Source organism: Xanthomonas nasturtii (assembly GCF_023337365.3).
Classification (GTDB): Bacteria; Pseudomonadota; Gammaproteobacteria; order Xanthomonadales; family Xanthomonadaceae; genus Xanthomonas; species Xanthomonas nasturtii.
Genome location: NZ_CP142084.2, coordinates 2,645,658 through 2,669,418 on the forward strand (window position 1 = coordinate 2,645,658; position 23,761 = coordinate 2,669,418).

The 23,761-nt window shown below is 65.6% G+C and carries 22 protein-coding genes and 1 other RNA gene; 13 read left to right on the forward strand and 10 right to left on the reverse strand.

From position 1 onward, the window contains the following. Positions 1-103: 103 nt before the first annotated feature. Genes M3O59_RS11615 through M3O59_RS11625 form a run of 3 tightly spaced genes read right to left on the reverse strand, consistent with a single transcriptional unit; the run spans position 104 to position 3,966 of the window. Positions 104-2,221 (reverse strand): putative bifunctional diguanylate cyclase/phosphodiesterase, encoded by a 2,118-nt coding sequence (locus M3O59_RS11615; RefSeq protein ID WP_064633349.1) that lies wholly within the window; start codon positions 2,219-2,221, stop codon positions 104-106. Then, positions 2,218-3,147, reverse strand: coding sequence for a phosphate/phosphite/phosphonate ABC transporter substrate-binding protein (locus M3O59_RS11620; RefSeq protein WP_064633347.1), 930 nt, complete (start codon positions 3,145-3,147; stop codon positions 2,218-2,220). Before M3O59_RS11620 ends, M3O59_RS11615 begins: the two co-directional genes overlap by 4 nt. 51 nt (positions 3,148-3,198) lie before the next feature. Then, the gene (locus M3O59_RS11625; protein ID WP_116904945.1) at positions 3,199-3,966 is read right to left on the reverse strand and encodes an RNA methyltransferase; all 768 of its coding nucleotides are present in this window, start codon (positions 3,964-3,966) and stop codon (positions 3,199-3,201) included. Between the two features lie 116 nt (positions 3,967-4,082). Between M3O59_RS11625 and M3O59_RS11630 the strand changes: the two genes are divergently transcribed. Further along, positions 4,083-4,916: an inositol monophosphatase family protein gene (locus M3O59_RS11630; RefSeq protein ID WP_005913068.1), complete on the forward strand. Its 834-nt coding sequence runs from the start codon at positions 4,083-4,085 to the stop codon at positions 4,914-4,916. 161 nt (positions 4,917-5,077) lie between these two features. Here the strand turns inward: M3O59_RS11630 and M3O59_RS11635 are convergent, their stop codons facing one another. Continuing rightward, a complete protein-coding gene (locus M3O59_RS11635) occupies positions 5,078-5,689 on the reverse strand; it encodes a superoxide dismutase (RefSeq protein ID WP_011259314.1) in 612 nt (203 codons plus the stop codon). A gap of 252 nt (positions 5,690-5,941) precedes the next feature. Here M3O59_RS11635 and M3O59_RS11640 point away from each other — a divergent pair, with 252 nt between their 5' ends. Then, a complete protein-coding gene (locus M3O59_RS11640) occupies positions 5,942-6,382 on the forward strand; it encodes a guanyl-specific ribonuclease (RefSeq protein ID WP_116904946.1) in 441 nt (146 codons plus the stop codon). Further along, on the forward strand, positions 6,379-6,804 hold the full coding sequence (locus M3O59_RS11645) for a barstar family protein (protein ID WP_116904947.1): 426 nt from the start codon (positions 6,379-6,381) through the stop codon (positions 6,802-6,804). Before M3O59_RS11640 ends, M3O59_RS11645 begins: the two co-directional genes overlap by 4 nt. 170 nt (positions 6,805-6,974) lie before the next feature. On the opposite strand, the gene M3O59_RS11650 is transcribed toward M3O59_RS11645, so the two are convergent. Further along, positions 6,975-8,864, reverse strand: a complete 1,890-nt coding sequence (locus tag M3O59_RS11650) for an ATP-binding cassette domain-containing protein (RefSeq protein WP_116904948.1) — start codon at positions 8,862-8,864, stop codon at positions 6,975-6,977. A gap of 110 nt (positions 8,865-8,974) precedes the next feature. Between M3O59_RS11650 and dbpA the strand changes: the two genes are divergently transcribed. After that, on the forward strand, positions 8,975-10,351 hold the full coding sequence (gene dbpA / locus M3O59_RS11655; protein ID WP_064633334.1) for an ATP-dependent RNA helicase DbpA: 1,377 nt from the start codon (positions 8,975-8,977) through the stop codon (positions 10,349-10,351). 99 nt (positions 10,352-10,450) lie between these two features. Here the strand turns inward: dbpA and M3O59_RS11660 are convergent, their stop codons facing one another. Beyond that, positions 10,451-11,011, reverse strand: coding sequence for an adenine phosphoribosyltransferase (locus tag M3O59_RS11660; protein WP_010372726.1), 561 nt, complete (start codon positions 11,009-11,011; stop codon positions 10,451-10,453). 94 nt (positions 11,012-11,105) lie between these two features. Continuing rightward, positions 11,106-12,668, reverse strand: coding sequence for a protein adenylyltransferase SelO (locus tag M3O59_RS11665; RefSeq protein WP_116904949.1), 1,563 nt, complete (start codon positions 12,666-12,668; stop codon positions 11,106-11,108). A gap of 292 nt (positions 12,669-12,960) precedes the next feature. On the opposite strand from M3O59_RS11665, the gene M3O59_RS11670 reads away from it, so the two are divergent. Then, positions 12,961-13,836 carry an alpha/beta hydrolase gene (locus tag M3O59_RS11670; RefSeq protein ID WP_116904950.1) on the forward strand — a complete coding sequence of 292 codons (876 nt, stop codon included), beginning with the start codon at positions 12,961-12,963 and terminating at the stop codon, positions 13,834-13,836. 159 nt (positions 13,837-13,995) lie between these two features. Here M3O59_RS11670 and M3O59_RS11675 read toward each other — a convergent pair whose 3' ends face one another. Both M3O59_RS11675 and M3O59_RS11680 read right to left on the reverse strand, forming a co-directional pair. Next, positions 13,996-14,694, reverse strand: coding sequence for a glutathione S-transferase (locus tag M3O59_RS11675; RefSeq protein WP_116904951.1), 699 nt, complete (start codon positions 14,692-14,694; stop codon positions 13,996-13,998). Between the two features lie 170 nt (positions 14,695-14,864). Next, the gene (locus M3O59_RS11680) at positions 14,865-15,062 is read right to left on the reverse strand and encodes a cold-shock protein (protein ID WP_082925804.1); all 198 of its coding nucleotides are present in this window, start codon (positions 15,060-15,062) and stop codon (positions 14,865-14,867) included. 286 nt (positions 15,063-15,348) lie between these two features. On the opposite strand from M3O59_RS11680, the gene M3O59_RS11685 reads away from it, so the two are divergent. The 4 genes from M3O59_RS11685 (at position 15,349) to M3O59_RS11700 (ending at position 19,922) form a co-directional block, all read left to right on the forward strand. After that, positions 15,349-15,834, forward strand: coding sequence for a YaiI/YqxD family protein (locus M3O59_RS11685; RefSeq protein ID WP_064633323.1), 486 nt, complete (start codon positions 15,349-15,351; stop codon positions 15,832-15,834). 70 nt (positions 15,835-15,904) lie between these two features. Then, positions 15,905-16,453 carry a YaeQ family protein gene (locus M3O59_RS11690; protein WP_064633322.1) on the forward strand — a complete coding sequence of 183 codons (549 nt, stop codon included), beginning with the start codon at positions 15,905-15,907 and terminating at the stop codon, positions 16,451-16,453. Further along, positions 16,450-17,631, forward strand: coding sequence for a BaiN/RdsA family NAD(P)/FAD-dependent oxidoreductase (locus M3O59_RS11695; RefSeq protein ID WP_064633320.1), 1,182 nt, complete (start codon positions 16,450-16,452; stop codon positions 17,629-17,631). The genes M3O59_RS11690 and M3O59_RS11695 overlap by 4 nt, the downstream gene beginning before the upstream one ends. A 221-nt stretch (positions 17,632-17,852) precedes the next feature. Then, complete coding sequence (locus tag M3O59_RS11700) at positions 17,853-19,922, forward strand: EAL domain-containing protein (RefSeq protein ID WP_116904952.1); 2,070 nt, start codon at positions 17,853-17,855, stop codon at positions 19,920-19,922. A gap of 223 nt (positions 19,923-20,145) precedes the next feature. Here M3O59_RS11700 and htpX read toward each other — a convergent pair whose 3' ends face one another. Then, the gene (htpX, locus tag M3O59_RS11705; protein WP_064633315.1) at positions 20,146-21,024 is read right to left on the reverse strand and encodes a protease HtpX; all 879 of its coding nucleotides are present in this window, start codon (positions 21,022-21,024) and stop codon (positions 20,146-20,148) included. Positions 21,025-21,122: 98 nt separating this feature from the next. Between htpX and gluQRS the strand changes: the two genes are divergently transcribed. The 4 genes from gluQRS to M3O59_RS11725 all read left to right on the forward strand — a co-directional run bounded on the left by gluQRS (position 21,123) and on the right by M3O59_RS11725 (position 23,729). Further along, the gene (gene gluQRS, locus M3O59_RS11710; protein WP_116904953.1) at positions 21,123-22,022 is read left to right on the forward strand and encodes a tRNA glutamyl-Q(34) synthetase GluQRS; all 900 of its coding nucleotides are present in this window, start codon (positions 21,123-21,125) and stop codon (positions 22,020-22,022) included. Positions 22,023-22,109: 87 nt separating this feature from the next. Then, on the forward strand, positions 22,110-22,850 hold the full coding sequence (gene phbB / locus M3O59_RS11715) for a beta-ketoacyl-ACP reductase (RefSeq protein ID WP_116904954.1): 741 nt from the start codon (positions 22,110-22,112) through the stop codon (positions 22,848-22,850). A gap of 159 nt (positions 22,851-23,009) precedes the next feature. Further along, on the forward strand, positions 23,010-23,585 hold the full coding sequence (gene phaR, locus M3O59_RS11720) for a polyhydroxyalkanoate synthesis repressor PhaR (protein ID WP_064633309.1): 576 nt from the start codon (positions 23,010-23,012) through the stop codon (positions 23,583-23,585). A gap of 60 nt (positions 23,586-23,645) precedes the next feature. Further along, positions 23,646-23,729: non-coding RNA, sX9 sRNA (locus tag M3O59_RS11725), on the forward strand. Positions 23,730-23,761: the final 32 nt, after the last annotated feature.

Consider the following 23,761-nt stretch of genomic DNA (forward strand, 5'->3'; position numbering starts at 1 on the left):
AGCGCCCTTGGGCGTGATGCAGCCTTACCGGTAATGCTCCATCGCGCCCGAGGGCGCTCCTACGCGCAGCGGTGCGGCACGTTAAAGCGACGTATGCACGCACTCACCCCGCCGCGATCAGCTTGACCATGTCCGCCGGGCTCAACGGGCGGCTGAACCAGTAGCCCTGCCCCAGGTCGCAGCCGCGCTCGCGCAGCAGGTTGAACTGCGCTTCCTGCTCGATGCCCTCGGCCACGACCGTGATTCCCAACGAATGGGCCATGTTGATGATCGCAGTGGTCAGCGCCAGATCGTCGGGGTCGCGCTGCAGGTCGGCAATGAAACTCTTGTCGATCTTGACCCCGTCCACCGGCACCTGGCGCAGGTGGCTCAGGCCGGAGAAACCGGTACCGAAGTCGTCCAGCCACACCTTTACGCCGGTGCGGTGCAGCTGGTCGAGCAGGCTGGCGGCCATCATTTCGTCGCCGATCACTGCCGTCTCCGTGAGCTCCAGATGCAGCCGCGCGGCCGGCAGGCCGGACTCGGCCAGGCATTCGGCCACGGTGTCGATCAGGTCGCCGCTGCGTAGTTGCCGCGGCGACACGTTGACCGAAATGAACAGGCCTTCGCCCACCGCCGGCCACTGCGCCGCTTCCAGGCAGGCCGCGCGCAACACCTTGGGGCCAATCACTTCGATCAACCCGCTCTGCTCGGCAATATCGATGAAGGTGGATGGCGCAATCGTGCCCAGCGCCGGATGCTGCCAGCGCAGCAGCACCTCCACGCCCACCAGCACGCGGTCGCTGGTGCGGTAGATCGGCTGATAGACCAGGCGCAGCTCGTCGCGCTCCCAGGCACCGCGCAACTCGTGTTCCATATGCACGCGACGTTCGACCGCATGGTCGGCGGCGCGGCTGTAGAAGCGGTGGCAATTCTTGCCGGCGACCTTGGCCTGGTACATCGCGATGTCGCCGTTCTTCAGCAGCGCGGTGGCGTCGCGCGCATCGTCGGGGAACAGCGTGATGCCGATCGAGGTGCCCAGGAACACCTCGCGGCCCTGCACGTTCAACGGCCGGCTCAGTTCGTGCACCAGGCGGTCGGCCAGCTGCGCAGCCAGCAGGCTGACATCACCGCTTTGCAACAGGATCACGAACTCATCGCCGCCGAAGCGCGCCAGGATCGCATCGTCGCCGCCCAGCGCCGCAACCGCGCGGCTGATGCGGCTGGCGAACTGCAGCAAGGCTTCGTCGCCGGCTTCGTGGCCAAGGGTGTCGTTGACGCGTTTGAAGTCGTCGATATCGGCGAACAGCAAGGCCAGCTTGCTGTCGGTGCTGCGCGCGGTGTTGAGCAGGTGATCCAACCCTTCGCGGAAGCCGAGCCGGTTGGTCAGCCCGGTCAAGGCATCGGTGTAGGCCATATGCCGCACTTCGCGGTCGTGCCGGGCGATGCTTTCGCTCATCCGCCCGAATGCGGAAATCAGCTCGCCGATTTCGTCGTTGCGCGGATGCGGTGGCAATCGTACGGCGTAGTCGCCGCGCTCGATTTGCCGCGCCGCAGCCGCCAGCAGCCGCACCGGCGCCACCAGCGTGCGCTGCACATAGATCGCCAGCAGAACGCCCAGCGCCAACAACGCGGCCAGCAGCACCAGCAACCAGCCCAGATCGCGCTTGCCGATCGCATTGAGGTTCTGCACCAGGGTCAGATTGGCGCTGGACTCGATCTTGCGCACCCGCTCGCGCGACATGCCCACGCGCACGCCGCCGATGCGTTGGTCGCCGATCGTGATCGGCACCGTGACATCCAGCACCTCGGGCGAGGATTGCAGCAGCAAGGCCTGCGCGTTCACCGCCTTGGCCGCCAGCGGGTCGGTCATGGCCTGGCCGTAACGCCGCAAGGTGGGCGTGCCGTCGTGCACCAGCCGGCCGCGGCGGTCGAACACCAGCACATAGCTCACCACCTGCTGGCGCGAGGCATTGCGCACCAGCGCGCCTACCGCGCCCAGGTCCGAGTAGTACAGCGGATTGGCCAGCCCGGAGGCCAGCTCGGTTGCCAGGGTCTCGCCACGCGTGCGCAGGCTGCGATCGAACAATTCGTGCAGGATCTGCGCGCTCAAGCCGCGCACTTCGCGCTGCATCGCGCTCTGCCGCTGCAGCAGCGAGGCCAGAATCGCGCCGACCAGCAGCAGCGTCAGCGTCATCACCAACAAAAAGCGTGCCTGCAAGCCGAAGCGCACCTGAGTCATTCCACATGATCCCTGACGCGTTGCACGCCCGCGCTCAACTCCTGCAGACGCCGGCGGCTCGTCGCATCCAGCGCATGGAACCCGGTGGTGTCGAAGAAACGTTTCAATGCCGGGCCTGCCTTGGGATCGGAAGCCGCCTGCAGCAGCACCACGCGCAACCGCTGCTCCACCGCCGGTTCCATCCCCGCACGCACCATTTCCACCGCGCGCGGCACCGGCGCGGTGCGGTGCACGATGCGGAAGTCGCGCTTGAACACCGGCGGCAGATGCCGCTCGTCGTCCCAATCCACGTTGCTGAGCGCGCCCACATCGATCAGCTGCTTGTGCACGAACGCCGCAACATTCAATTTGGATCCGACCATCAGATAGCCGACCGAACCGCTCACCGGGGTGTCGTCCGCCGACAGCAGCACATCGCACGCGATGCCATTGCGCAGCAGCTCGAGCATCGGCAACAGATAGCCGCTGGTGGACGAGGCGTTCTGCAGCGCCAGGGTGTGGCCGCGCAACTGCCCAAACGACTGGATCGGGCTGTCGCGGCGCACGAAGAACAGCGTATGGAAGTCGCGCAGGCCGCCACGTTCGGTCATCAGCAGCGGGTGGGCGCTGCCGCGCTGCCCCAGCAGCATCGCCGCCCCGGTGGTTTCGCTGACCCAGTCGACCCTGCCACGCCGAAGATAGCTGGACATCTGGCCCGCATCCGGCGCCATCAGGATCTCGCCACGACGGATGCCCACCTCGTGCATGCGCGGCACCACATAGTCCAGCAGCGGTTTGAGTTGATTGTAATGTGTGGCGGGGTCATCGCTGATCCGCCCAAGTACCAACACCGAGGAGGGCGCTGCCGCAGCCGTCACGGCCAAGCCTGCCCCGGCCAACAACCAGCAGGCAATCAGACACCATCGTAGACCGCGCAAAACGGACACTCCCCTAGAGCCGCGGACAGCCTAGCCGAATCTGTGAAGATGTGACAGACGTCAGTTTCCGGCCTGCCTGGCGAGCATGGCCATGCGCTGCGCGTCCGACAGGATGCCGCGGATCAGGCGTACCTCCTGCTCGGTCATGTCCGCGCGCAGCAATAGCCGGCGCAACTTGCGCATCGCCGACTCCGGCGCACGGCCCTTGTGGAAGTCGATCTCGTCCAGGGTGTCGCCCAACTGGCCGAACATGCCTTCCAGTTGCGCATGGCTGGCCGGGCCATCGCGCAAGCCGGCACTGGCCGCCGCAGGTGCCGGTTCGGCCTCGCCTGCGGCCAACTGCGCCAGCCGCACTTCGTACGCCAATACCTGCACGGCGGCGGCCAGATTGAGTGAACTGAACTGCGGGTCGGACGGGATATGTACCGCGGCATGGCAAAGCTGCAATTCGTCGTTGGTCAGCCCGGTGCGCTCGCGGCCGAATACGAAGGCCACTTCGGCCGGCTCGCTCGCCTTGGTCAGGGCGCGCTGCGCGCCTTCGTCCGGCAGCAATTCTTCCAGCGCCACCCGCCGCGCACGCGCGGTGCAGCCAATGACCAACCTGCAATCGGCCACCGCCTCGCCCAGCGTCGCGAAGATCGGCGCATCACCAAGCACGTCTTCGGCGCCGGCCGAGCGCCGGTAGGCGTCTTCGTCCAGCGCGCGCTCGGGCGCCACCAGCACCAGACGCGAGACACCCATGGTCTTCATCGCACGCGCGGCGGCGCCGATGTTGCCTGGATGCTGGGTACCGACAAGAACAAAACGGATGCGCTGACTGACGGACATGAACGGAGATTGGGGAGCTGGTCGGCCGTAGATGGTAAACTGCGCGGCCGGCTTTCGCGCCGGACCGCTCTTTTACCTTCGCCATTGTCCGTTCTGCCTTCACGGGAGCTTTAACCATGCAGAAACCCGCCGTCACCGTCATGGTCAAAGCAGCCCGCCTCGCCGGCAATGTGCTGTTGCGCGGCATCAACAAGCTCGATGCGCTCAACGTGGTGCAGAAAGGCCGCATGGACTACGCCAGCGAAGTCGATGCCGATGCCGAGAAGGTCATCATCAAGGAACTCAAGCGCGGCTACCCCGAGTACGCCGTGTTCGGCGAAGAAGGCGGCGTGCAGGGCGGCAAGAGTGGCCGCTACACCTGGGTGATCGATCCGCTCGACGGCACCAGCAACTATCTGCGCGGCTTCCCGCATTACTGCGTGTCGATCGCACTGGTGGAAAACGGCGAACCCACCGATGCGGTGATCTTCGACCCGCTGCGCAATGAGCTGTTCACTGCCAGCCGCGGTGCCGGCGCGGTGCTCAACGACCGCCGCATCCGTATTGCAGAACGCAAGGATCTGGAAGGCGCCATGGTCCACACCGGCTTCCCGCCGCGCGAACGTGCGCGCGCCAGTGCGCAGCTCAAGTGCGTGGATGCGTTGCTGGTGCAGGCCGAAGACGTGCGCCGCACCGGCTCGGCGGCGCTGGACCTGGCCTATGTGGCCTGCGGCCGTGCCGATGCCTACTTCGAAGCCGGCGTCAAAGCCTGGGACATCGCCGCCGGCGTGTTGCTGGTGCGCGAGGCCGGTGGCCGGGTCTGCGACTACAAGGGCGCCACCCCGCCGCGCATGGACAACATGGGCCCGGAAACCCAGCAGATCGTGGCCGGCAACATCAAGATCAGCGACGCGCTGCAGAAGGTCATCGTCAACACCGGCTACGCGCGCGAGTTCGACGCCAAGTTCTGATCGACGCCGCTTCGGTTGCGGTAGGAGCGCGTTTGCGCGCGATGGCGCTTTCCACGGCAATACCCATCGCGACCGAGGTCGCTGCTACGACGTAGACCGCACACACGAAGAAGGCCGGGATCGCTCCCGGCCTTCTTGCGTTACCGCATTAACTCAGAACGTCAGGCGATCGCGGCGTGGTAGCGGCGCTCGACTTCTTCCCAGTTCACGGCGTTGTAGAACGCGCCGATGTATTCCGGGCGACGGTTCTGGTACTTCAGGTAGTACGCGTGTTCCCACACGTCCAGGCCCAGGATCGGGGTGTTGCCTTCGAACAGCGGGCTGTCCTGGTTGGCGGTGCTTTCCACCACCAGCTTCTTGTCCGGGGTCACGCTCAACCATGCCCAGCCCGAGCCGAAACGGCTGACGGCCGCCTTGGTGAAGGCTTCCTTGAACTTCTCGAACCCACCGATGTCCTTGTCGATCGCCTTGGCGACCTCGCCCTTGGGCTCGCCGCCACCGTTGGGCGACAGCACCGTCCAGAACAACGAATGGTTGGCGTGGCCGCCGCCGTTATTGCGCACCGGGCCCTGCAGGTTTTCCGGCAGGCTCTTCAGTTTGGACACCAGCTCTTCGATCGGCAGGTCGGCGTACTCAGTCCCTTCCAGCGCCGCATTGACGTTGTTGATGTAGGTCTGATGATGCTTGGTGTGATGGATTTCCATCGTCTGCGCATCGATGTTCGGTTCCAGCGCGTCGTAGGCGTAGGGCAGCTGCGGAAGGGTGTAAGCCATGCGTGTCTCCTGGACTTGCCGCCCGGCGAAGACCGGGCGTTGCGGGGTAGATGGTAAGGACGGCGGCGGCGCTTACCAAGGGTGCTGGCAGGGAAACTTCATCCCATCGCATGCCGCGCTGTTGGCTGCACACCTTGCACCATGCCCCGGTTACTTGGGCGTGAACCGCGCCAGCACCTGGCCGCGTTCAAAGTCGACACAGACGCGCACCGGCATACTTGCTCTGCCGCACATATTCTTCGGACCGTCTTCATGCGCAAGCCCGCTTTGCTGATCGTTGCCATCGTGTTGCTGGTTGCCGGCTTATGGGGCATGCGCGCGATGCAGACGCCCAAGCCGCAGTTCGCGCCGCAAATCAACGCACCGATCGCCGCAACCGCACCGACGCGTGAGGTGCCGCGCCTGCCGGCGTTTCTGCCGATCGAGGCGATGGCGACCATCGTGCTGATCCAGCGTGGCGGCCCGTTTCCACATGCGCAGGACGGCAGCGTGTTCGGCAACCGCGAGCATCGCTTGCCCGAGCGCCCGCGCGGCCATTACCGCGAATACACCGTCGATACGCCCGGCAGCCAGGATCGCGGCGCGCGCCGCATCGTTACCGGCGGCACTCCGCCCGACGCCTGGTACTACAGCGACGATCATTATCAGAGCTTCAAAGCCTTCGATGGCCCGACCCCGGACCAGGCACCATGAGCGCGGGCGACTTCGCATTGGACCTGTCCGACCCGCAGCAGTCGGGCGTGTATCAAGCCGATACCGACGACCTGGACACCATGGCGGCGCTGGCGCGCGACGCCGGCTTGCGCATTCTGCGTGTGGATCTGGCCAGCTGCAGCGATAAACGCATGTTGCTGATGCGTCTGGCCACGCAACTGGATTTCCCTGCCAGCTTCGGCCGCAACTGGGACGCGCTCAGCGATGCATTGCGCGATCTGGCATGGCTGCCCTCGCCGCGCGGCTACGCATTACTGATCGACGGTGCCGAGGCATTGGCGCAGGCGGCACCGAATGACCGCGACAGTTTGCTGGATATTCTCGACGAGGCCGCAACCAGCTGGGCAACGCGCGGGCTCACCTTTGTGGCCTTCGTGGCACCGGCCAGCGCCTGCGACTGAGTAGGCCGACTCGGCGTTGCTACGTGGGCCTGGCCATCGCGTCGTGTAAACGCGCGTCATCCAACAGCGCCCCCGCTTCACACGCTGAGGCCTGCGCGAACCAACTGCTCGCCACCTTGCGTTAGCCGCCCACTGGCCAGCACGCAACAGCGTGCCGGCATACGGGCCGGCTATTCCAGCTCGCTCCAGCGCGCATACGCCGCATCCAGCTGCTTCTGCGCATCGCCCAACGCTGCGGTGTGGGTGGCCATCGCCGCACTGTCGCGCTGATAAAAGCTCGGCTCGTTCATCGCCGCGGTGAGCGCGGCCACCTGCTGTTCCAGCGTCTCGATCAGGGCCGGCAGCTGTTCCAGCTGGCGGGCATCCTTGTAGCTGAGCTTGCGCTTGGGCGCCTCCGCCGGCGTCGCTGCGGCTGCCACGGGCGTGGCCACTGCAGCCGTCGCCGAGGCCTTGGCCACGGCCATCGCATTGCTGGCCGGCGTGCGGCGCTGACGCAACGAATCGCTGTAGCCGCCGACGTAATCGCCAATCAGGCCATCGCCTTCCATCACCAGCGTGGAGGTCACCACGTTGTCGAGGAAGTCGCGGTCATGGCTGACCAGCAACAAGGTGCCGGTGTAGTCGCCCAGCAATTCTTCCAGCAACTCCAGCGTTTCCACATCCAGGTCGTTGGTCGGTTCGTCCATCACCAGCAGGTTGGAGGGCTGAGCGAACAGCCGCGCCAGCAGCAGGCGATTGCGCTCGCCGCCGGACAGCCGCGTGATCGGTGCGCGCGCACGCTCGGGCGTGAACAGAAAATCCTGCAGATAGGCATGTACATGCTTGCGCTTGCCATTGATTTCGAGGAAATCGCGGCCTTCGGCCACGTTCTCGATCGCGCTCCAGTCTTCGCGCAGCGTCGAGCGGTATTGGTCGAAATACGCAATCTGCAGATTGGTGCCGATGCGGATCTCGCCCTGCTGCGCCTGCAGGTCGCCCAGCAACAGCTTGAGCAAGGTGGTCTTGCCGCTGCCGTTGGGGCCGATCAGCCCGATGCGGTCGCCCCGCTGGATGATGGTGGAAAAACCCTTGACCATCGTGCGTGCGCCGAACGCAAAGCCGACGTCCTTGGCTTCGATCACCTTCTTGCCGGACGACTCGCCCTGCGAGACTTCCATGCGCACGTTGCCGGTCAGGTCGCGGCGCTGCACGCGCTCGTTGCGCATCGACTCCAGACGTCGCACACGGCCTTCGTCGCGGGTACGCCGCGCCTTGATGCCCTGGCGGATCCAGACCTCTTCCTGCGCCAGCATCTTGTCGAAGCGCGCATTTTCCTGCGCCTGCGCATTGAGCCGCTCTTCGCGACGCCGCTCGTAATTGGCCCAGTCGCCCGGCCAGCTGGTGACCTGGCCGCGGTCGATTTCGACGATGCGCGTCGCCAACGCACGCAGGAAGCGCCGGTCATGGGTGACGAACAGCACGCTGCCGCTCCAGCCTTTCAGGAACGACTCCAGCCAGTCGATCGCTTCGATATCCAGGTGATTGGTCGGTTCGTCCAGCAGCAGCACATCCGGCGAAGACACCAGCGAGCGCGCCAGCAATACGCGCCGCTTCATACCGCCGGACAGTCGCGCAAACTCCGCATCGCCGTCCAGTTCCAGCTTGGTCAGCGTCTCGGTGACGCGCTGATCCAGTGCCCACCCATCGGCCGCGTCGATCTTGGCCTGCACCTTGCCGAACGCTTCGCCATCGAACACCTCGGCATGGCTGAGCTGATGGAATTCGGCCAGCCAATGGCCCAACTCGCCCAGGCCGTCGGCCACCACGTCGAACACGCTGCCGCCGGTGCCCTGCGGCACCTCCTGCTCCAGCCGCGCGATGCGCACGCCTTGCTGCACGCGCACTTCGCCGTCGTCGGGCTTGAGCTCGCCGGCGATCAGTTTCATCAAGGTCGATTTGCCGGCGCCGTTGCGGCCGATCAGGGCGATACGCTCGCCCGGCTCGATCGTGAGGTCGGTTTTTTCCAGCAACAAGGGGCCGCCGACGCTGTAGTCGACGCTTTGCAGAGTGATTAAAGGCATGGCGCAATTGTACGGGATTGGTGATTGGGGATTCGGGATTGGCAGCAGCGCGCGCCGTTGCCGTGACCAATCCCGAATCACCAATTGCCAATCCCGGGCTAAAATGCGCCATGAACGAATTTTCCGCGCTGCCGCTGTCGCCGGCCCTGGCCCCCGGCATCGACGCCCTTGGCTACACCGTCCTTACTCCCATCCAGGCGCAGAGCCTGCCGCCGATCCTGCAGGGACTTGATGTCATCGCCCAGGCGCCGACCGGTAGCGGCAAGACCGCCGCGTTCGGGCTGGGCCTGCTGCAAAAGCTCGACCCGGCGCTGACCCGCGCGCAGGCGCTGGTGCTCTGCCCCACCCGCGAGCTTGCCGACCAGGTCGGCAAGCAGCTGCGCAAACTGGCCACCGGCATCCCCAACATGAAGCTGGTGGTGCTCACCGGCGGCATGCCGCTGGGCCCGCAACTGGCCTCGCTGGAAGCGCACGACCCGCAAGTGGTGGTCGGTACGCCCGGCCGCATCCAGGAACTGGCGCGCAAGCGCGCCCTGCACCTGGGCGGCGTGCGCACGCTGGTGCTGGACGAAGCCGACCGCATGCTCGACATGGGCTTCGAAGAACCCATCCGCGAGATCGCCAGCCGCTGCGACAAGCATCGCCAGAGCCTGCTGTTTTCGGCCACCTTCCCCGACATCATCCGCACGCTGGCGCGCGAGATCCTGAAAGACCCGGTCGAAATCACCGTCGAAGGCGCCGACAACGCGCCGGAAATCGACCAGCAGTTCTTCGAAGTCGACCCGACCTATCGGCAGAAAGCCGTCGCCGGCCTGCTGCTGCGCTTCAATCCCGAATCCAGCGTGGTGTTCTGCAATACCCGCAAGGAAGTGGACGAGGTGGCCGGCTCGCTGCAGGAGTTCGGCTTTTCCGCGCTCGCGCTGCATGGCGACATGGAGCAGCGCGACCGCGACGAAGTGCTGGTGCGCTTCGTCAATCGCAGCTGCAATGTGCTGGTGGCCAGCGATGTGGCCGCACGCGGGCTGGACGTGGAAGACCTGTCGGCAGTGGTCAATTACGAGTTGCCTACCGACACCGAAACCTATCGTCATCGCATCGGCCGTACCGCGCGGGCAGGCAAGCGCGGTTTGGCGCTCAGCCTGGTGGCCTCACGCGAGACCGGGCGCGCGCAGGCATTGGAAGCCGAACAAGGCCAGCCGTTGAAATGGTCGCGTGCGCCGTTGGCCACTGCGCGCCCGGCGCAGCTGCCGCAGGCGGCGATGACCACCTTGCGCATCGACGGCGGCAAGACCGACAAGCTGCGTGCCGGCGACATCCTCGGTGCATTGACCGGCGAGGCCGGGCTGTCGGGCGCGGCGATTGGCAAGATTGCCATCTACCCCACCCGCTCCTATGTCGCCATCGCTAACGCTCAGGTCGCCAAGGCGCTGGCGCATCTGCACGCAGGCAAGATCAAGGGACGCCGGTTCCGGGTCGGCAGGCTCTGAACACAACGCGGCCGGCATACCGCCGGCCGCATGCGTCTCGGCAGGAGCGCTCCTGGACGCGCGCACTTCCATGCGCCCGGGCTCGCCGCAAGACGCGACTCAGTAAGACAGCGTCGCCAGCAGCGGCACGTCGTCGGCCCATTTCTGGCGGCCCTGCAGTGCCTGCAACTCCACCAGCACCGCTGCACCGACAATTTCCAGTTCCAGCTGGGCAGCCAGGCCCAGCGCCGCACGCAGCGTGCCGCCGGTGGCCAGCACGTCGTCGACGATCAGCACGCGCGCGCCACGCGGCAACGCGTCTTCGTGCATTTCGATGCGATCGGTCCCGTATTCCAACGCGTATTCCTGGATCAGCGTGCGCCCCGGCAGCTTGCCCGGCTTGCGCACCGGCACGAAGCCGGTCCGCAATTCGCGCGCCAGCGCGGCACCCAGAATGAAACCACGCGCCTCGATCCCGAGCACCGCGTCCAGCGGCGTGGTCCGCCACGGCTGCGCCATCTCATCCAGCGCGGAAGCGAAATCCGGTCCATCGGACAGCAGCGGCGTGATGTCCTTGAAGACGATGCCCGGCTTGGGGAAATCGACAATGTCGCGGATCCGCTCCGACCAATGGTTGGGTCCGGAAGCGTTGGTGCCGGCGCAGCGGCTGCAGTCAGTCATGGTGGTTGTGGCGTCGTGGCCGGTGGGGACAGGCCTATTCTAGGCTGCGCAAGCCGTTGACGTCGCCTTTACGGCATACCTGCAGCTGAGCGCGTCAGGAACTGCACGACAGCATCGAACACCCGGCGCGGTCGCGCGCCCACTCCGGTCGCCGCGCAGCGAATGCGTCACGCCCGGGCTGATCGTCGTACGGGCGGCGCATGACCTCCAGCAACTCCTGCACCCCGGACGGGTCGCCCTGCTCGGCCTGGTCGATTGCCTGCTGCGCAAGATAATTGCGCAACACATAGCGCGGATTGGCCAGGCGCATCCGCGCGCGGCGCTCGTCCGGCGTCAGCGCATCCTGTTGCAGGCGTGCGGCATAGCGCTGCAACCAGTCCCGCAATTGCGGCGCATCCGCCACGCGCTTGTCTTCGTCGTAGAACGCATCGCGCAGCTGTGCCGGGTCCGGATGTTCGGGCGACAGGTCGATCAGGCCGCGGAAGGTCAGCGTCATGTCCATCTCGGATTCGCGCATCAGCGCACGCAGCGCATCGATCAGCTGCAAATCCTCGTCGCGGCACTCGGCCAGCCCCAGCTTGGCGGCGGTGTCGCGCCGGTCGCACGCCAGATAAGTGTCACGGAAGCGATCCAGCCCCAGCTGCAGCTGCAGCGGCGCCTGGTCGGCGAACAACGGCGCCAGAGACTGGGCAAGCCGGCCCAGGTTCCAGTACGCCACCTGCGGCTGGGTCCCGAAACGGTAGCGACGTCCCTGCGCGTCGGTGGTGTTGGGCGTCCAGTCCGGGTCGTAGTCGTCCACCCACCCATACGGGCCGTAATCGATGGTCAACCCCAGGATCGACATGTTGTCGGTATTCATCACCCCATGCACAAAGCCGACCCGCATCCAGTGCGCCACCATCACCGCGGTGCGCTCGCACACCTGCGCGAACCAGTTGGCGTAGAGCGCCTCGCCGGCGCCGTCCAACTCCGGGAAATCGCGTGCAATGGTGAAATCCACCCACTGCTGCAGCAGTGCCGTATCGCCGCGCGCGCTGGGCAATTCGAAGTTGCCGAAGCGAACAAACGAGGGCGCCACCCGACACACGATCGCGCCCGGCTCGCGCTGCGGCCGGCCGTCGTAGAACATGTCGCGCACCACCGCGTCGCCGGTGCCGACCAGACTCAAGGCGCGCGTCGTCGGCACGCCCAGATGATGCATCGCCTCGCTGCACAGAAATTCACGGATCGACGAACGCAAGACGGCACGCCCATCGGAGCCGCGCGAGTAAGGCGTGGGGCCGGCACCCTTGAGCTGCAATTCGTAGCGCCCGCCATCGATGCCGATCGCCTCGCCCAGCGAAATCGCCCGCCCGTCGCCAAGCTGGCCGGCCCAATGCCCGAACTGGTGCCCACCATAGTTGACCGCCCAGGGCTGCATGCCCGGATCCAGCACATTGCCACCGAAGACCTCGGCAAAGTGCGCACTGGCGATCTCAGCGTCGTCCAGGCCCAGCACGTGCGCCATCTCGGCCGAATACGCAATCAGGTACGGGGCGGCGACTGGCGTCGGCAGTACTGCCGACCAGGCGGCGCGCACCTCGCGCCGGCGCGCCCCCTCTTCCGGATCGCCAGGCAGCTGCTGGCGCAGGCGGTTATCAAAATGCAGTTGTGTCATCCGGCAAGCCTAGGCCACCGGCAGTGAACCCGGCATGGGCAGGTGCGCATCCAGCGCTGCCTGCGCACCGTATCTTCACTTGCTTGGCTCGCACCAAGCAGGCTCGTCCTGCACATGCTTGCGACGTGCAATAGCTGCTAATGGCCGCCGGACGCAGATGGTGCGGGTGCGATACAGGCGGTCACGGCAAGTCTGTGCTGCCGGGCCGCCACCGGACCGGTTCGCGCTTGTTTGCCAGTTACGTTCGTTCCTTGTACCAACCGCCCTTCCTGCCCTCCTGTCGATATCGTCCATGCCTTCGCGCGCCTCCCGCTGGTTCCGCCCCGCCATCCTGCTGCTCGGTTCGTTGACCATGACGGCCTGCAGCAGCGTCTTCTTTGGCGGCATCAATGCAGCATCTAGCCGCACAGGCATCGTCGAGCATCGCGACCAGGTCTTCGACCCCACGCACGGCCTGGCACTGGATGTCTACCAACCGCGCGGCGCGGTCGATGCGCCCGTGGTGGTGTTTTTCTATGGCGGCACCTGGAAGCGCGGTTCACGCGCCAACTACCGCTGGGTTGGCCGCGCGCTCGCGCGCCAGGGCGTGGTGGCGATGGTGGCCGACTACCGCAAATATCCGCAGGTCGGGCTGCAAGGCTTCATGTCCGACGCCGCTGGCGCTACCGCCTGGAGCTACCGGCACGCACACGAGTACGGCGGCGACCCGAAACGGCTCGCGGTGATGGGCCACTCGGCCGGCGCGCACATGGCCGCCTTACTCGGCACCGACGCACGCTGGCTGCAGGAGCAGAACCTCAAACCCCGTCAGCTGTGCGGCGTGGTGGGCCTGGCCGGACCCTACGACTTCCTGCCGATGACCGACCCGGAGCTGGTCGAGATTTTCGGCGACACGCCGGCAGCACAACGGCAATCGCAGCCGGTGCGCTACGTCGGCGGCGACGAACCGCCCATGCTGTTGCTGCATGGGGATGCCGACCACGTGGTCGAACTGCAGAACAGTCTCTCGCTGCAGCAGGTGCTAACACGCGAGGGCGGCACCGCCGAACTGAAGGTCTATCCCGGCATGGGCCACCTCGGCATCCTTCTGGCACTGCACAAAGCGCCCGAGCGCTCGCAGGTGCTGCGCGACACGCTGCAGTTCGTTCGCCAGTGCCGGGCACCCTGATCGTACTGCGGTGCCTTGCAGCCGTGCCTAGACAGGTAGCTATCGGCATCGCGCCCCGGCGAGCCGCGATGCCGACCTAGGTCTTGATGATTGGCGCCAGTGGACGGCGGAGGGATGCCTTTCGCCCGCCCTGACCTGCATCCCAAGACGCTGTGACGATCACTTTACTGGCTTGCTTCCCATCAACTCGAACGGGCCGCCCTTCTTGAGCGCGGCCTGATACGCAGGACGCGCCTCGATCCGCTCCACAAACGCGCGCAAGCGTGGATAGTTCTCCAGCCCGCCGCCGCGTGCAGCCGCCGCCTGCACCGGGAAGCTCATCTGGATATCGGCGGCAGTAAAGCGTTCGCCGGCGAACCAGCTGCTTGACTGCAGCGACTGCTCCATCCAGTCCAGGTGCAACCTGAGCTGCGGCCCGACGAATCCCGACATCGCCTTGTCCACGATTGCACGCGCGATGGGCTTGGCGAAGAACGGCATCGGCGCGCTGCGGATGCGGCCGAAGATCAGCGTCATCAACAACGGCGGCATCGCCGAGCCTTCGGCGTAGTGCATCCAATAGCGAAACTGCAGGCGCTCCGGCGACTCCAGTGGGCGCGGCGACGGCGACAGCGCACATTCGGTGTCGTAGCGCTCGGTCAGGTAGTCCAGAATCGCGCCGGATTCGGCCACCACCAGATCACCATCGACAAGCACCGGCGATTTGCCGAGCGGGTGGATCGCGCGCAACGCCGGCGGCGCCAGCATGGTCTTGGGGTCGCGCTCGTGGCGCACGATCTGGTACGGCAGCGCCAGTTCCTCCAGCAGCCACAGCACGCGCTGGGAACGGGAGTTGTTGAGGTGGTGAACAGTGATCATGGGAAGGCTGCGCGCGGAAAGCGCACATGCTACCCAGCTGCGCGTCATCGCTGTGCGGAAGGAGCGCCCGGCAGACGCTTGAACGAGACTGGGCCCATTCCTGCAAACAATAAAAAACGCCGGGCGCTTGCGCGACCGGCGTTTTTGGCAACCTTACGGTCGCAGACGGATTAGACCGCCTGCACCTGGTCAGCCTGCATGCCCTTCTGGCCCTGCACGGCGACGAAGGTGACCTTCTGGCCTTCCTGCAGCGACTTGAAGCCGGTACCCTGAATGGCGCGGAAGTGCACGAACAGGTCCGGGCCGCTTTCCGGGGTGATGAAGCCGAAGCCCTTGGCGTCGTTGAACCACTTCACGATACCGTTCATACGTGCTTCTGATGACATTTTACTAACTCCTGAACTATAGATGGATAAATCGCAGCGTCCGAAAAGCCGGAGCTGAGACTGAGTTGCAGGCGTTGGTAAAGCGGAACGATGAAGCGAGATCTGTAACGATCCGGCTGCACCAGGCCACGATTCACGGTGACCCTTGCAAACACAGTACGTGCACAGTACTCGTGTTTTCGGCAAAAAGCGACACCTTGCGTCAAATCTTTTGCAGTCAGGCCAAATCCGACTGTCTGTCAGGGCCCTCCCCATCCACAATTGCGCGATGAAAACCCCTGATACCCTCACCCGTGCGCAGATCTGGGTGGATGCCGACGCCTGCCCCGCCGTGATCCGCGACATCCTGTTCCGTGCCGCCGCGCGCACCGGCACCGCCGTGACCCTGGTCGCCAACCACTATCTCAGCACGCCCAGCCTGCCCCATGTTCGTGCCATCCAAGTGCCGGGCGGCCCAGACGCGGCCGACGACGCGATCGCAGAACGGGTGGCTGCCGGCGACCTGGTCGTCACCCAGGACATCCCGCTGGCGGCACGCGTGCTGGAGGCCGGCGCCAGTGCGGTCGGCCCACGCGGCGAACCGTTCACCAGCAATACCATCGCCGAGCGCCTGTCGGTGCGTGGCTTCATGGAAGAGTTGCGCGGTGCAGGCGTCGCCACCGGCGGGCCACCGGCGCTGCATGCGCGCGACCGTCAGGCCTTTGCCGCGCAGCTGGATCGCTGGCTGGCCGCGCAACCGCGCCCGCCGCGGTGACGCTGGCGACGTGACGCACGGCCGCGGAACCGGGTGCGTATCATAGGCGCCCTTTGCAATTGGCATCCTGATGGCCCTCACCGCCACCGTCCGCAGGGCGGAACTCCAGATCAGCGACATGGACCGCGGCTACTACGCCAACCATTCACTGACCCTGGCCCAGCATCCTTCCGAGACCGACGAGCGCCTGATGGTGCGGCTGCTCGCGTTCGCGCTGTTCGCCGACGACCGGCTGGAATTCGGCCGCGGCCTCAGCAACGACGACGAGCCCGACCTGTGGCGGCGCGACTACACCGGCGACCCGGACCTGTGGATCGACCTCGGCCAGCCCGACGAGAGCCGCGTGCGCAAGGCCTGCAACCGCTCGCGCGAGGCGGTGGTGATCGGCTATGGCGGCCAGGCCACCGAAACCTGGTGGAAGAAGCACGCCAACGCCATGGGCCGGCATCGCAACCTGCGCGTGATCGAACTCGAATCGCAGGCCACCGAAGCGCTGGGCGCGCTGATCCAGCGCGGCATGCGCTTTGACGTGATCATCCAGGACGGCGAAGTGCAGATGCTGGCCGACCACGGCAGCGTCACCCTGACCCCGATGGTGCGACAAGCGCCGGCCGAATGAACGTGCGTTGCGACGTATTGGTCATCGGCGCCGGTGCGGCCGGCCTGATGAGCGCCTTCACTGCCGGCCGGCGCGGCCGCCAGGTCCTGGTGATCGACCATGCCAACAAGGTCGGCAAGAAGATCCTGATGTCCGGCGGCGGGCGCTGCAATTTCACCAATACCGGTACGGCGCCTGGCAATTTCATTTCGGCCAATCGGCACTTCTGCAAATCCGCGCTGGCGCGCTACAGCCCGGGCGATTTCGTGGAAATGGTCGAGCGTCATGCCATTGCCTACCACGAGAAAGAGCTGGGCCAGTTGTTCTGCGACATCTCGTCCAGGCAGATCGTGCGCATGCTGCTGGACGAATGCGACGCGGCTGGCGTGCAGATCCGTACCCAGTGCGAGGTGCTGTCGGTCCAGCGCGGCAGCGACGGCTTCGAGGTCCAGACCAGCCAGGGACGCGTGCAGGCGCAATCGTTGATCGTGGCAACCGGCGGGCTGTCGATCCCCAGCATGGGCGCCAGCGGCTTTGGCTACAGCTTGGCCAAACAATTTGGCCATGCACTGCTGCCCACGCGTGCCGGACTGGTACCGATGACCCTGAGCGGCAAGCATCAGGAACGCCTGCAGGAGTTGTCCGGCCTCGCCTTCCCAGTGGAAGCGCACTGCAATGGGGTCAGCTTTCGCAACTTCATGCTGCTCACCCACCGTGGCGTCAGCGGTCCGGCGATCCTGCAGGTCTCTTCGTATTGGCAACCCGGCGACGACTTGCGACTCGACCTGTTGCCGGGACACGACGCGGGCGCATGGCTGCGCGAGCAAAAGCAGCAACGCGGCGCCACCGAGCTGCGCAACGTGCTGGCCGACGTGCTGCCGAAGCGCTTTGCGCAACGCCTGTGCGAGGTCTGGCTGCCGGACAAGCCGGTGCGTCAGCTGGATCCACCGCAACTGCAGGCCGCCGCCGAGCTGCTCGGCAGCTTCCCGCTGATCGCCAGCGGCACCGAAGGTTATCGGACGGCTGAAGTCACGCTAGGCGGGGTCGATACCCATCAGGTCTCGAGTGCGAGCATGGAGTCGCGCCTGGTGGCAGGCCTGTATTTCGTCGGCGAGGTGCTGGATGTCAGCGGCTGGCTGGGCGGTTACAACTTTCAGTGGGCGTGGGCGTCAGGCCATGCCGCGGGTAGCGTGGCGTAACGACGACGCTCAGGACGACCGCTTGCGGCCGATCACCGCTTAGGCACCGTGCAGGAGTTGCCCCGGCTCTGGACGGCACACACCGGATCCGGTCGATGCCCTGCCGAGGCGCTCGGCAGCGCAATACCTGCTCTACGTCTCACACTCGATGCGGCATGCTCCACACACATGGACGTGCCAGACCCCTTCGTGTATTAAAGCCCGTCTCTAGGGAGCTGCGCATGCAAAAAGGCAAAGATCTCACCCTCCGCCTGATGATCGTCGACGACAGCGTGGAGAGTGCCGAGACCATCGTCACCGCACTGCGCAACGGCGGCATTGCAGTGCGTCCGTCGCGCCCGCAAAACCAGGAGGAACTGGCCAGCATGCTGTCGGGCCAGATCGATCTGGCCATCCAGGGTCAGGCGCAGCAAGTGCCCATGAACGCCCTGCAGGCGCAGATCGCCGGCAGCGGCAAGGACATCCCGATCATCCTGCTGGCCGACCGGATCGAAGAAAACGCGCTGGTCGAGGCCGCTTCGCATGGCGTGCGCGCCATTGCATTGCGTCACCGCCCCGCACACCTGCTGGCATTGGTGCGCTCGGAGTGGGACGACCTGCAGGCCCGCCGTGGGTTGCGCCGCATCGAAGCGCAGATGCGCGAGACCGAGCGCCGCTGCGACGCACTCATTGCCTCCTCGCGTGACCCGATCGCCTACGTGCATGAAGGCATGCACATCCGCGCCAATGAGGCGTATCTGGAAATGTTCGGCTTCGAGTCGTTCGACGACGTCGAAGGCGTCTCGCTGCTGGACATGATCGCCGCGCAGTACGTCGACGATTTCAAACAGCTGCTCAAGGCCATGTCCAAGGGCGAGCCGCCGCCGGCGCAATACAAGCTCGACGCGCGCCGGGTGGAAGGCGACACCTTCCCGGCCACGATGGAATTTGCCACCGCCACCTACGAAGGCGAGCCATGCATCCAGGTGGTCTTCCGGCGCCGCGAGGAATTCGACCCGGAGCTGGCACGCGAGGTCGAAGACCTGCGCCAGCGCGACCAGGTCACCGGCCTGCTCAACCGCCCGACCTTCATGGTGGCGCTGGAAAAGGCAGTGGCGCAGGCTGGACGCAGCGAAGGCCAGTCGGGTTTCCTGCTGATCGAGCCGGATCACTACGCACGCATACTGCCGGAATTCGGCCTGGATTCGGCCGATGCATTGATTGCCGCGCTGGCCGCGCATGTGGCCAGCGTACTGGACGACAGCGTGGCGGCGGCGCGCTTCGGCGAACACAGTTTTGCCCTGCTGACGAACGGCAATTACGCGCGCACGCATGCGCTGGCCGAGACGGTGCGCGATGCATTCGCGCAGTATGTCTTCAGCGTTGGCACGCGCTCGGCCACGGTGACGGTCAGCATCGGCGGTGTGCAGATCGGCGAAAAGATCGCCAGCATCGGCCAGGTGCTCAATCGCGGCACCGAAGCGGTACGCACCACCGCCGAGCTCGGTGGCAATGCGGTCAGCATCTACGACCCGGCAGCGTCCGACCGGGCGGAAGAAGAACGGATCGAACGTTGGGTCGAGCAGTTGCGCGAGGCGCTGGTTGGCGATGGTTTCGTGCTGCATTACCAGCCAGTGCTCAACCTGCAGGGCGAGCCGCTGGAGTTGTACCAGGCCTTCCTGCGCCTGGAACGCAATGGCGAAATGATGTCGCCGAATGCGTTCATGGCGATAGCCGAAGAGCACGACCTCATCACCGAAATCGACCGCTGGGTGGTGGCGCGGGCGATCCGGCAACTGGGCGAACGGCAACACGCCGGGCACAAGACGCACCTGCTGGTCCGCATCGGGCCGAACTCGTTCTCCGACCCGCAGATGATCGATACCATCCGTGAACAGCTGGCGGTCTACGGCGTGCCCGGTGAGCGGCTGTGGCTGCAGACCCCCGAATCGAAGGTGTTTACGCATCTACGCAATGCGCAGCAATTCCTGGCCGCGGTCTCGTCGATGGGCTGCAAGGTCGGGCTGGAACAGTTCGGCTCGGGCCTGGATTCGTTCCAGTTGCTGGCGCATTTCCAGCCGGCCTTCCTCAAGCTGGATCGCGGCATCACCGGCGACGCCGCGTCGGCGCGCGAAAGCCAGGAGAAGATCCGCGAGATCACCTCGCGCGCGCAGCCGGCCGGCATCCTGACGGTGGCCGAGTTCGTGGCCGATGCGCAATCGATGAGCAACTTCTTCAGTGCCGGGGTGGACTATGTGCAAGGCGACTTCGTCGCACCGACCGGACCGTTGATGAACTACGAGTTCGGCTGAGCCAACCGAGCGCCGGCAACGCAGCACAACAAAAGGCCCGCACTGCGCGGGCCTTTCGTTGTCTTTGGCAATGATCCTGACTGGGCCACTGGCCGACCAGACCATACAGCGGACCGGATCGGTGAGCATGGATAACTGACGTACCGTAGCAACCGTCAGAGGTGGCACAAACCGCAGCGCCTTCCGCATGGCACAGCGCCGCAGCGATCCCGGTGACCGCTGCTTACAGCGCCGCACCATTGGCCGCCCGCAGCGCGGCGATACGCTCGGTCAGCGGCGGGTGGCTCAGGAACAGGCGACGCAGCCCATCGCCCACACCACCGGAAATGCCGAACGCCTGCACCTGCGAAGGCAAGGTGTTCTGGCCATGATTGAGCGACAGCCGCTCCAGCGCAGCGATCATCTTGCTGCGCCCGGCCAGCTGGGCGCCGCCGGCGTCGGCGCGGAATTCGCGGCGTCGCGAGAACCACATCGCGATCATGGTCGCGAACAGGCCGAACACCATTTCCAGCGCGAACACGATGATGTAGTACGCAAAGCCGCGGCCAGTGTCACGGTTGCCCGACACCGCGCTGTCGATGATGCCGCCGACCACGCGTGCCAGCACGATCACGAAGGTATTGAGCACGCCCTGCAGCAGCGCCATGGTCACCATGTCGCCATTGGCGATATGGGCGACTTCATGACCGAGCACCGCTTCAGCCTCGTCCTGCTGCATGTTGTGCAACAGGCCCGTGGACACGGCCACCAGCGCATTGTTGCGGTTGGCCCCCGTGGCGAAGGCATTGATTTCCGGCCCGTCATACACCGCCACTTCCGGCATGCCGATGCCGGCGGCCTGCGCCTGACGGCGCACGGTCTCCAGCAACCAGCGCTCGGTCGGCGTGCGCGGCTCGGTGATCACCTGCGCACCGGTACTGCGCTTGGCCATGAACTTGGACAGCAACAATGAAAGGAACGAGCCGCCGAAACCGAAGATCGCGGCCATCACCAACAAGCCGCTCATCTGCGCGGAGTTGACGCCCAGCACCGACATGACGATGCCGGCGAGTATCAACACCGCCAGGTTGGTCAGCAGGAACAGGACAATGCGGTTGAACATGGCACGGTGGCTCCACTGATGCGGGGGTGAACTGTTGCGGATCTGCGGGTGTTGCGGCTTGAAATCAAGCAAGCACCTGACCGACGATTCAGTTGCCCATGCCATCGCCTACCTATCTCGGCCGCTTCGCGCCCTCCCCCACTGGCCCCCTGCACTTCGGCTCCCTGCTCGCTGCCTTCGGCAGCTGGCTGCTGGCCCGGCATGCCGGTGGGCAGTGGTGCGTGCGCATCGAAGACATCGACCCGCCGCGCGCCGATCCTGGCGCCTCCGAACGACAGCTGCGCACCCTGGCCGCGTTCGGACTGCACTCGGACCTGCCGGTGATCCGGCAGTCCGAGCGCGATGCAACCTACATCGCGGCAATCACCCACTTGCTGGAGACCGGCCAGGCATTTGAATGCAGCTGCAGCCGCGCCGACCTGGCCGGCATGGGCGGTGTGCACCACGCCTGCATTGCGCCGTTGGGCGAGCGCCGTGCAGTACGCCTGCGGGTGCCACCGCAGCCGCCGGTGGGCTTCGACGACGCGCTGCAAGGCCATCTGCTGCAGGACGTCTACGCAGATGTAGGCGATGTGGTGCTGCGCCGCGCCGATGGCTATTGGGCGTACCAACTGGCGGTGGTGGTGGACGATGCGGCGCAGGGCATCACCGATGTGGTGCGCGGCGCCGACCTGCTCGACTCCACCCCTCGGCAGATGTTGTTGCAGCGCGCACTGGGCCTGCCGCAACCGCGCTATCTGCACCTGCCGCTGATCCTGGATGGCGATGGGCGCAAGCTGTCCAAGTCGCACGACGCGCCCGCGCTGGACGATGCAGATCCACTGCCGGCCCTGCAGGCTGCCTGGGCCGCACTGGGACAACGTTCTGCTGCGCTACCGCGGCATGCGGACGTGGCGACCTTGCTGCAGCATGCCGTGCAGCATTTCTCGCCACCGTTGCTGCCGCGCCAGCGCCAGCAGGATCTGGATAAGCGCGCATCCGGGCGCCAGCGTGACTAGAATTGCGCCCCAGCACCGGCATCCGGGCGCGGCAGCGTCGCCACGCTTCCGAGATCGCCTCGGCCTTACTTGTTGAATGGAGTCGTCATGACATCTCGCGTCGCATTGGTCACCGGCGGCACCGGCGGCATCGGTACTGCCATCTGCAAGCGCCTGGCCGACCAGGGCCACCGGGTCGCCAGCAACTTCCGCAACGAAGAAAAGGCGCGCGACTGGCAGCAGCGCATGCAGGCGCAGGGCTATGAGGTTGCGCTGTTTCGCGGCGATGTGGCCTCGTCCGAGCATGCACGCGCATTGGTGGAAGAGGTCGAAGCCTCGCTGGGGCCGATCGAGGTCCTGGTCAACAATGCCGGCATCACCCGCGATACGACCTTCCACCGCATGACTGCCGAGCAGTGGCACGAGGTCATCAACACCAACCTCAATTCGGTCTTCAACGTGACCCGCCCGGTGATCGAGGGCATGCGCAAGCGCGGCTGGGGCCGGGTGATCCAGATCAGCTCGATCAACGGGCTCAAGGGCCAGTACGGGCAGGCCAACTATGCAGCAGCCAAGGCCGGCATGCATGGCTTCACCATTTCGCTGGCACGCGAAAACGCGGCGTTCGGGGTCACCGTCAACACGGTCTCGCCCGGCTACGTGGCCACCGACATGGTGATGGCGGTGCCGGAGGAAGTGCGCGCCAAGATCGTGGCCGACATCCCCACCGGGCGCCTGGGCCGCCCGGAAGAGATCGCCCATGCAGTGGCGTTTCTTGTTGCAGAAGAGGCCGCCTGGATCACCGGTTCCAATCTGGACATCAACGGCGGCCACCACATGGGTTGGTAGCGTTTGCTGCAACTTTGCGGTGCAGCATGGATTTACATCAAAAAGCATGCTGCGCAACATTTTTAATGTGTCCGCTTAAGCAAATAAGGCGTTCTGGCTGTTGCAACCGCTGCTGCGGTGCGCCATCCTGCGCGCACTATCAGTGTGAGTGAACGTTCCATGGCCGGACTTCGCATCATCAAGAAGTATCCCAATCGCCGTCTCTACGACACGGAAATCTCCAGCTACATCACCATCGAAGATGTGCGCCAACTGATCATCGATGGCGAAGAATTCGAGGTACGCGACGCCAAGAGCGGCGAAGACCTCAGCCGCGCGGTGTTGCTGCAAATCATCGCCGACCGCGAACAGGACGGCGAGCCGATGCTCTCCACCCAGTTGCTGAGCCAGATCATCCGCTTCTACGGCGACTCGCTGCAGGGCTTCATGGGCAATTACCTGGAGCGCAGCATGCAGGTGTTCCTGGACCAGCAGCAGCAGTTCCGCCAGCAGATGGGCAACCTGCTCGGGCAGACCCCGTGGGCGATGATGAACCAGCTGACCGAGCGCAACCTGGAGTTGTGGCAGGAATTCCAGCGCAATTTCGGCGCCGGCTTCGGTCGTCCGGGTGGCCCGGGCACGCCGCCGAACCCGCCCGGCGCAGGCGGCCTGGGCAGCGGCCCGATGGGGACCGGTACGCACGGCACGGCCGGCAGCAATCATGGCACCACCGGCAAGGCCCGCAATCGCGGCTAAGAGCGACTCACAAAACGACGATGCGGCCGCCAAGCGGCCGCGGCAAGCGCTCGGTGCGGCATGTACCACGCGTACACTCCGGCTCCGAGCCCGCCGTCCGCCGTCCGCACCCACCTGACGACCGCTCGCTACGTTTTATTAGCCGCTCCAGAACGAACGCTGCGCCTGGAGCGTGA

Bases quoted from the DNA above. Each gene is read 5' to 3' on its own strand.
- M3O59_RS11615 (WP_064633349.1), bottom strand. From the start codon at position 2,221: ATGACTCAGGTGCGCTTCGGCTTGCAGGCACGCTTTTTGTTGGTGATG.
- M3O59_RS11625 (WP_116904945.1), bottom strand. From the start codon at position 3,966: ATGTCCGTCAGTCAGCGCATCCGTTTTGTTCTTGTCGGTACCCAGCAT.
- M3O59_RS11630 (WP_005913068.1), top strand. From the start codon at position 4,083: ATGCAGAAACCCGCCGTCACCGTCATGGTCAAAGCAGCCCGCCTCGCC.
- M3O59_RS11635 (WP_011259314.1), bottom strand. From the start codon at position 5,689: ATGGCTTACACCCTTCCGCAGCTGCCCTACGCCTACGACGCGCTGGAA.
- M3O59_RS11640 (WP_116904946.1), top strand. From the start codon at position 5,942: ATGCGCAAGCCCGCTTTGCTGATCGTTGCCATCGTGTTGCTGGTTGCC.
- M3O59_RS11645 (WP_116904947.1), top strand. From the start codon at position 6,379: ATGAGCGCGGGCGACTTCGCATTGGACCTGTCCGACCCGCAGCAGTCG.
- M3O59_RS11650 (WP_116904948.1), bottom strand. From the start codon at position 8,864: ATGCCTTTAATCACTCTGCAAAGCGTCGACTACAGCGTCGGCGGCCCC.
- dbpA (WP_064633334.1), top strand. From the start codon at position 8,975: ATGAACGAATTTTCCGCGCTGCCGCTGTCGCCGGCCCTGGCCCCCGGC.
- M3O59_RS11660 (WP_010372726.1), bottom strand. From the start codon at position 11,011: ATGACTGACTGCAGCCGCTGCGCCGGCACCAACGCTTCCGGACCCAAC.
- M3O59_RS11665 (WP_116904949.1), bottom strand. From the start codon at position 12,668: ATGACACAACTGCATTTTGATAACCGCCTGCGCCAGCAGCTGCCTGGC.
- M3O59_RS11670 (WP_116904950.1), top strand. From the start codon at position 12,961: ATGCCTTCGCGCGCCTCCCGCTGGTTCCGCCCCGCCATCCTGCTGCTC.
- M3O59_RS11675 (WP_116904951.1), bottom strand. From the start codon at position 14,694: ATGATCACTGTTCACCACCTCAACAACTCCCGTTCCCAGCGCGTGCTG.
- M3O59_RS11680 (WP_082925804.1), bottom strand. From the start codon at position 15,062: ATGAACGGTATCGTGAAGTGGTTCAACGACGCCAAGGGCTTCGGCTTC.
- M3O59_RS11685 (WP_064633323.1), top strand. From the start codon at position 15,349: ATGAAAACCCCTGATACCCTCACCCGTGCGCAGATCTGGGTGGATGCC.
- M3O59_RS11690 (WP_064633322.1), top strand. From the start codon at position 15,905: ATGGCCCTCACCGCCACCGTCCGCAGGGCGGAACTCCAGATCAGCGAC.
- M3O59_RS11695 (WP_064633320.1), top strand. From the start codon at position 16,450: ATGAACGTGCGTTGCGACGTATTGGTCATCGGCGCCGGTGCGGCCGGC.
- M3O59_RS11700 (WP_116904952.1), top strand. From the start codon at position 17,853: ATGCAAAAAGGCAAAGATCTCACCCTCCGCCTGATGATCGTCGACGAC.
- htpX (WP_064633315.1), bottom strand. From the start codon at position 21,024: ATGTTCAACCGCATTGTCCTGTTCCTGCTGACCAACCTGGCGGTGTTG.
- gluQRS (WP_116904953.1), top strand. From the start codon at position 21,123: ATGCCATCGCCTACCTATCTCGGCCGCTTCGCGCCCTCCCCCACTGGC.
- phbB (WP_116904954.1), top strand. From the start codon at position 22,110: ATGACATCTCGCGTCGCATTGGTCACCGGCGGCACCGGCGGCATCGGT.
- phaR (WP_064633309.1), top strand. From the start codon at position 23,010: ATGGCCGGACTTCGCATCATCAAGAAGTATCCCAATCGCCGTCTCTAC.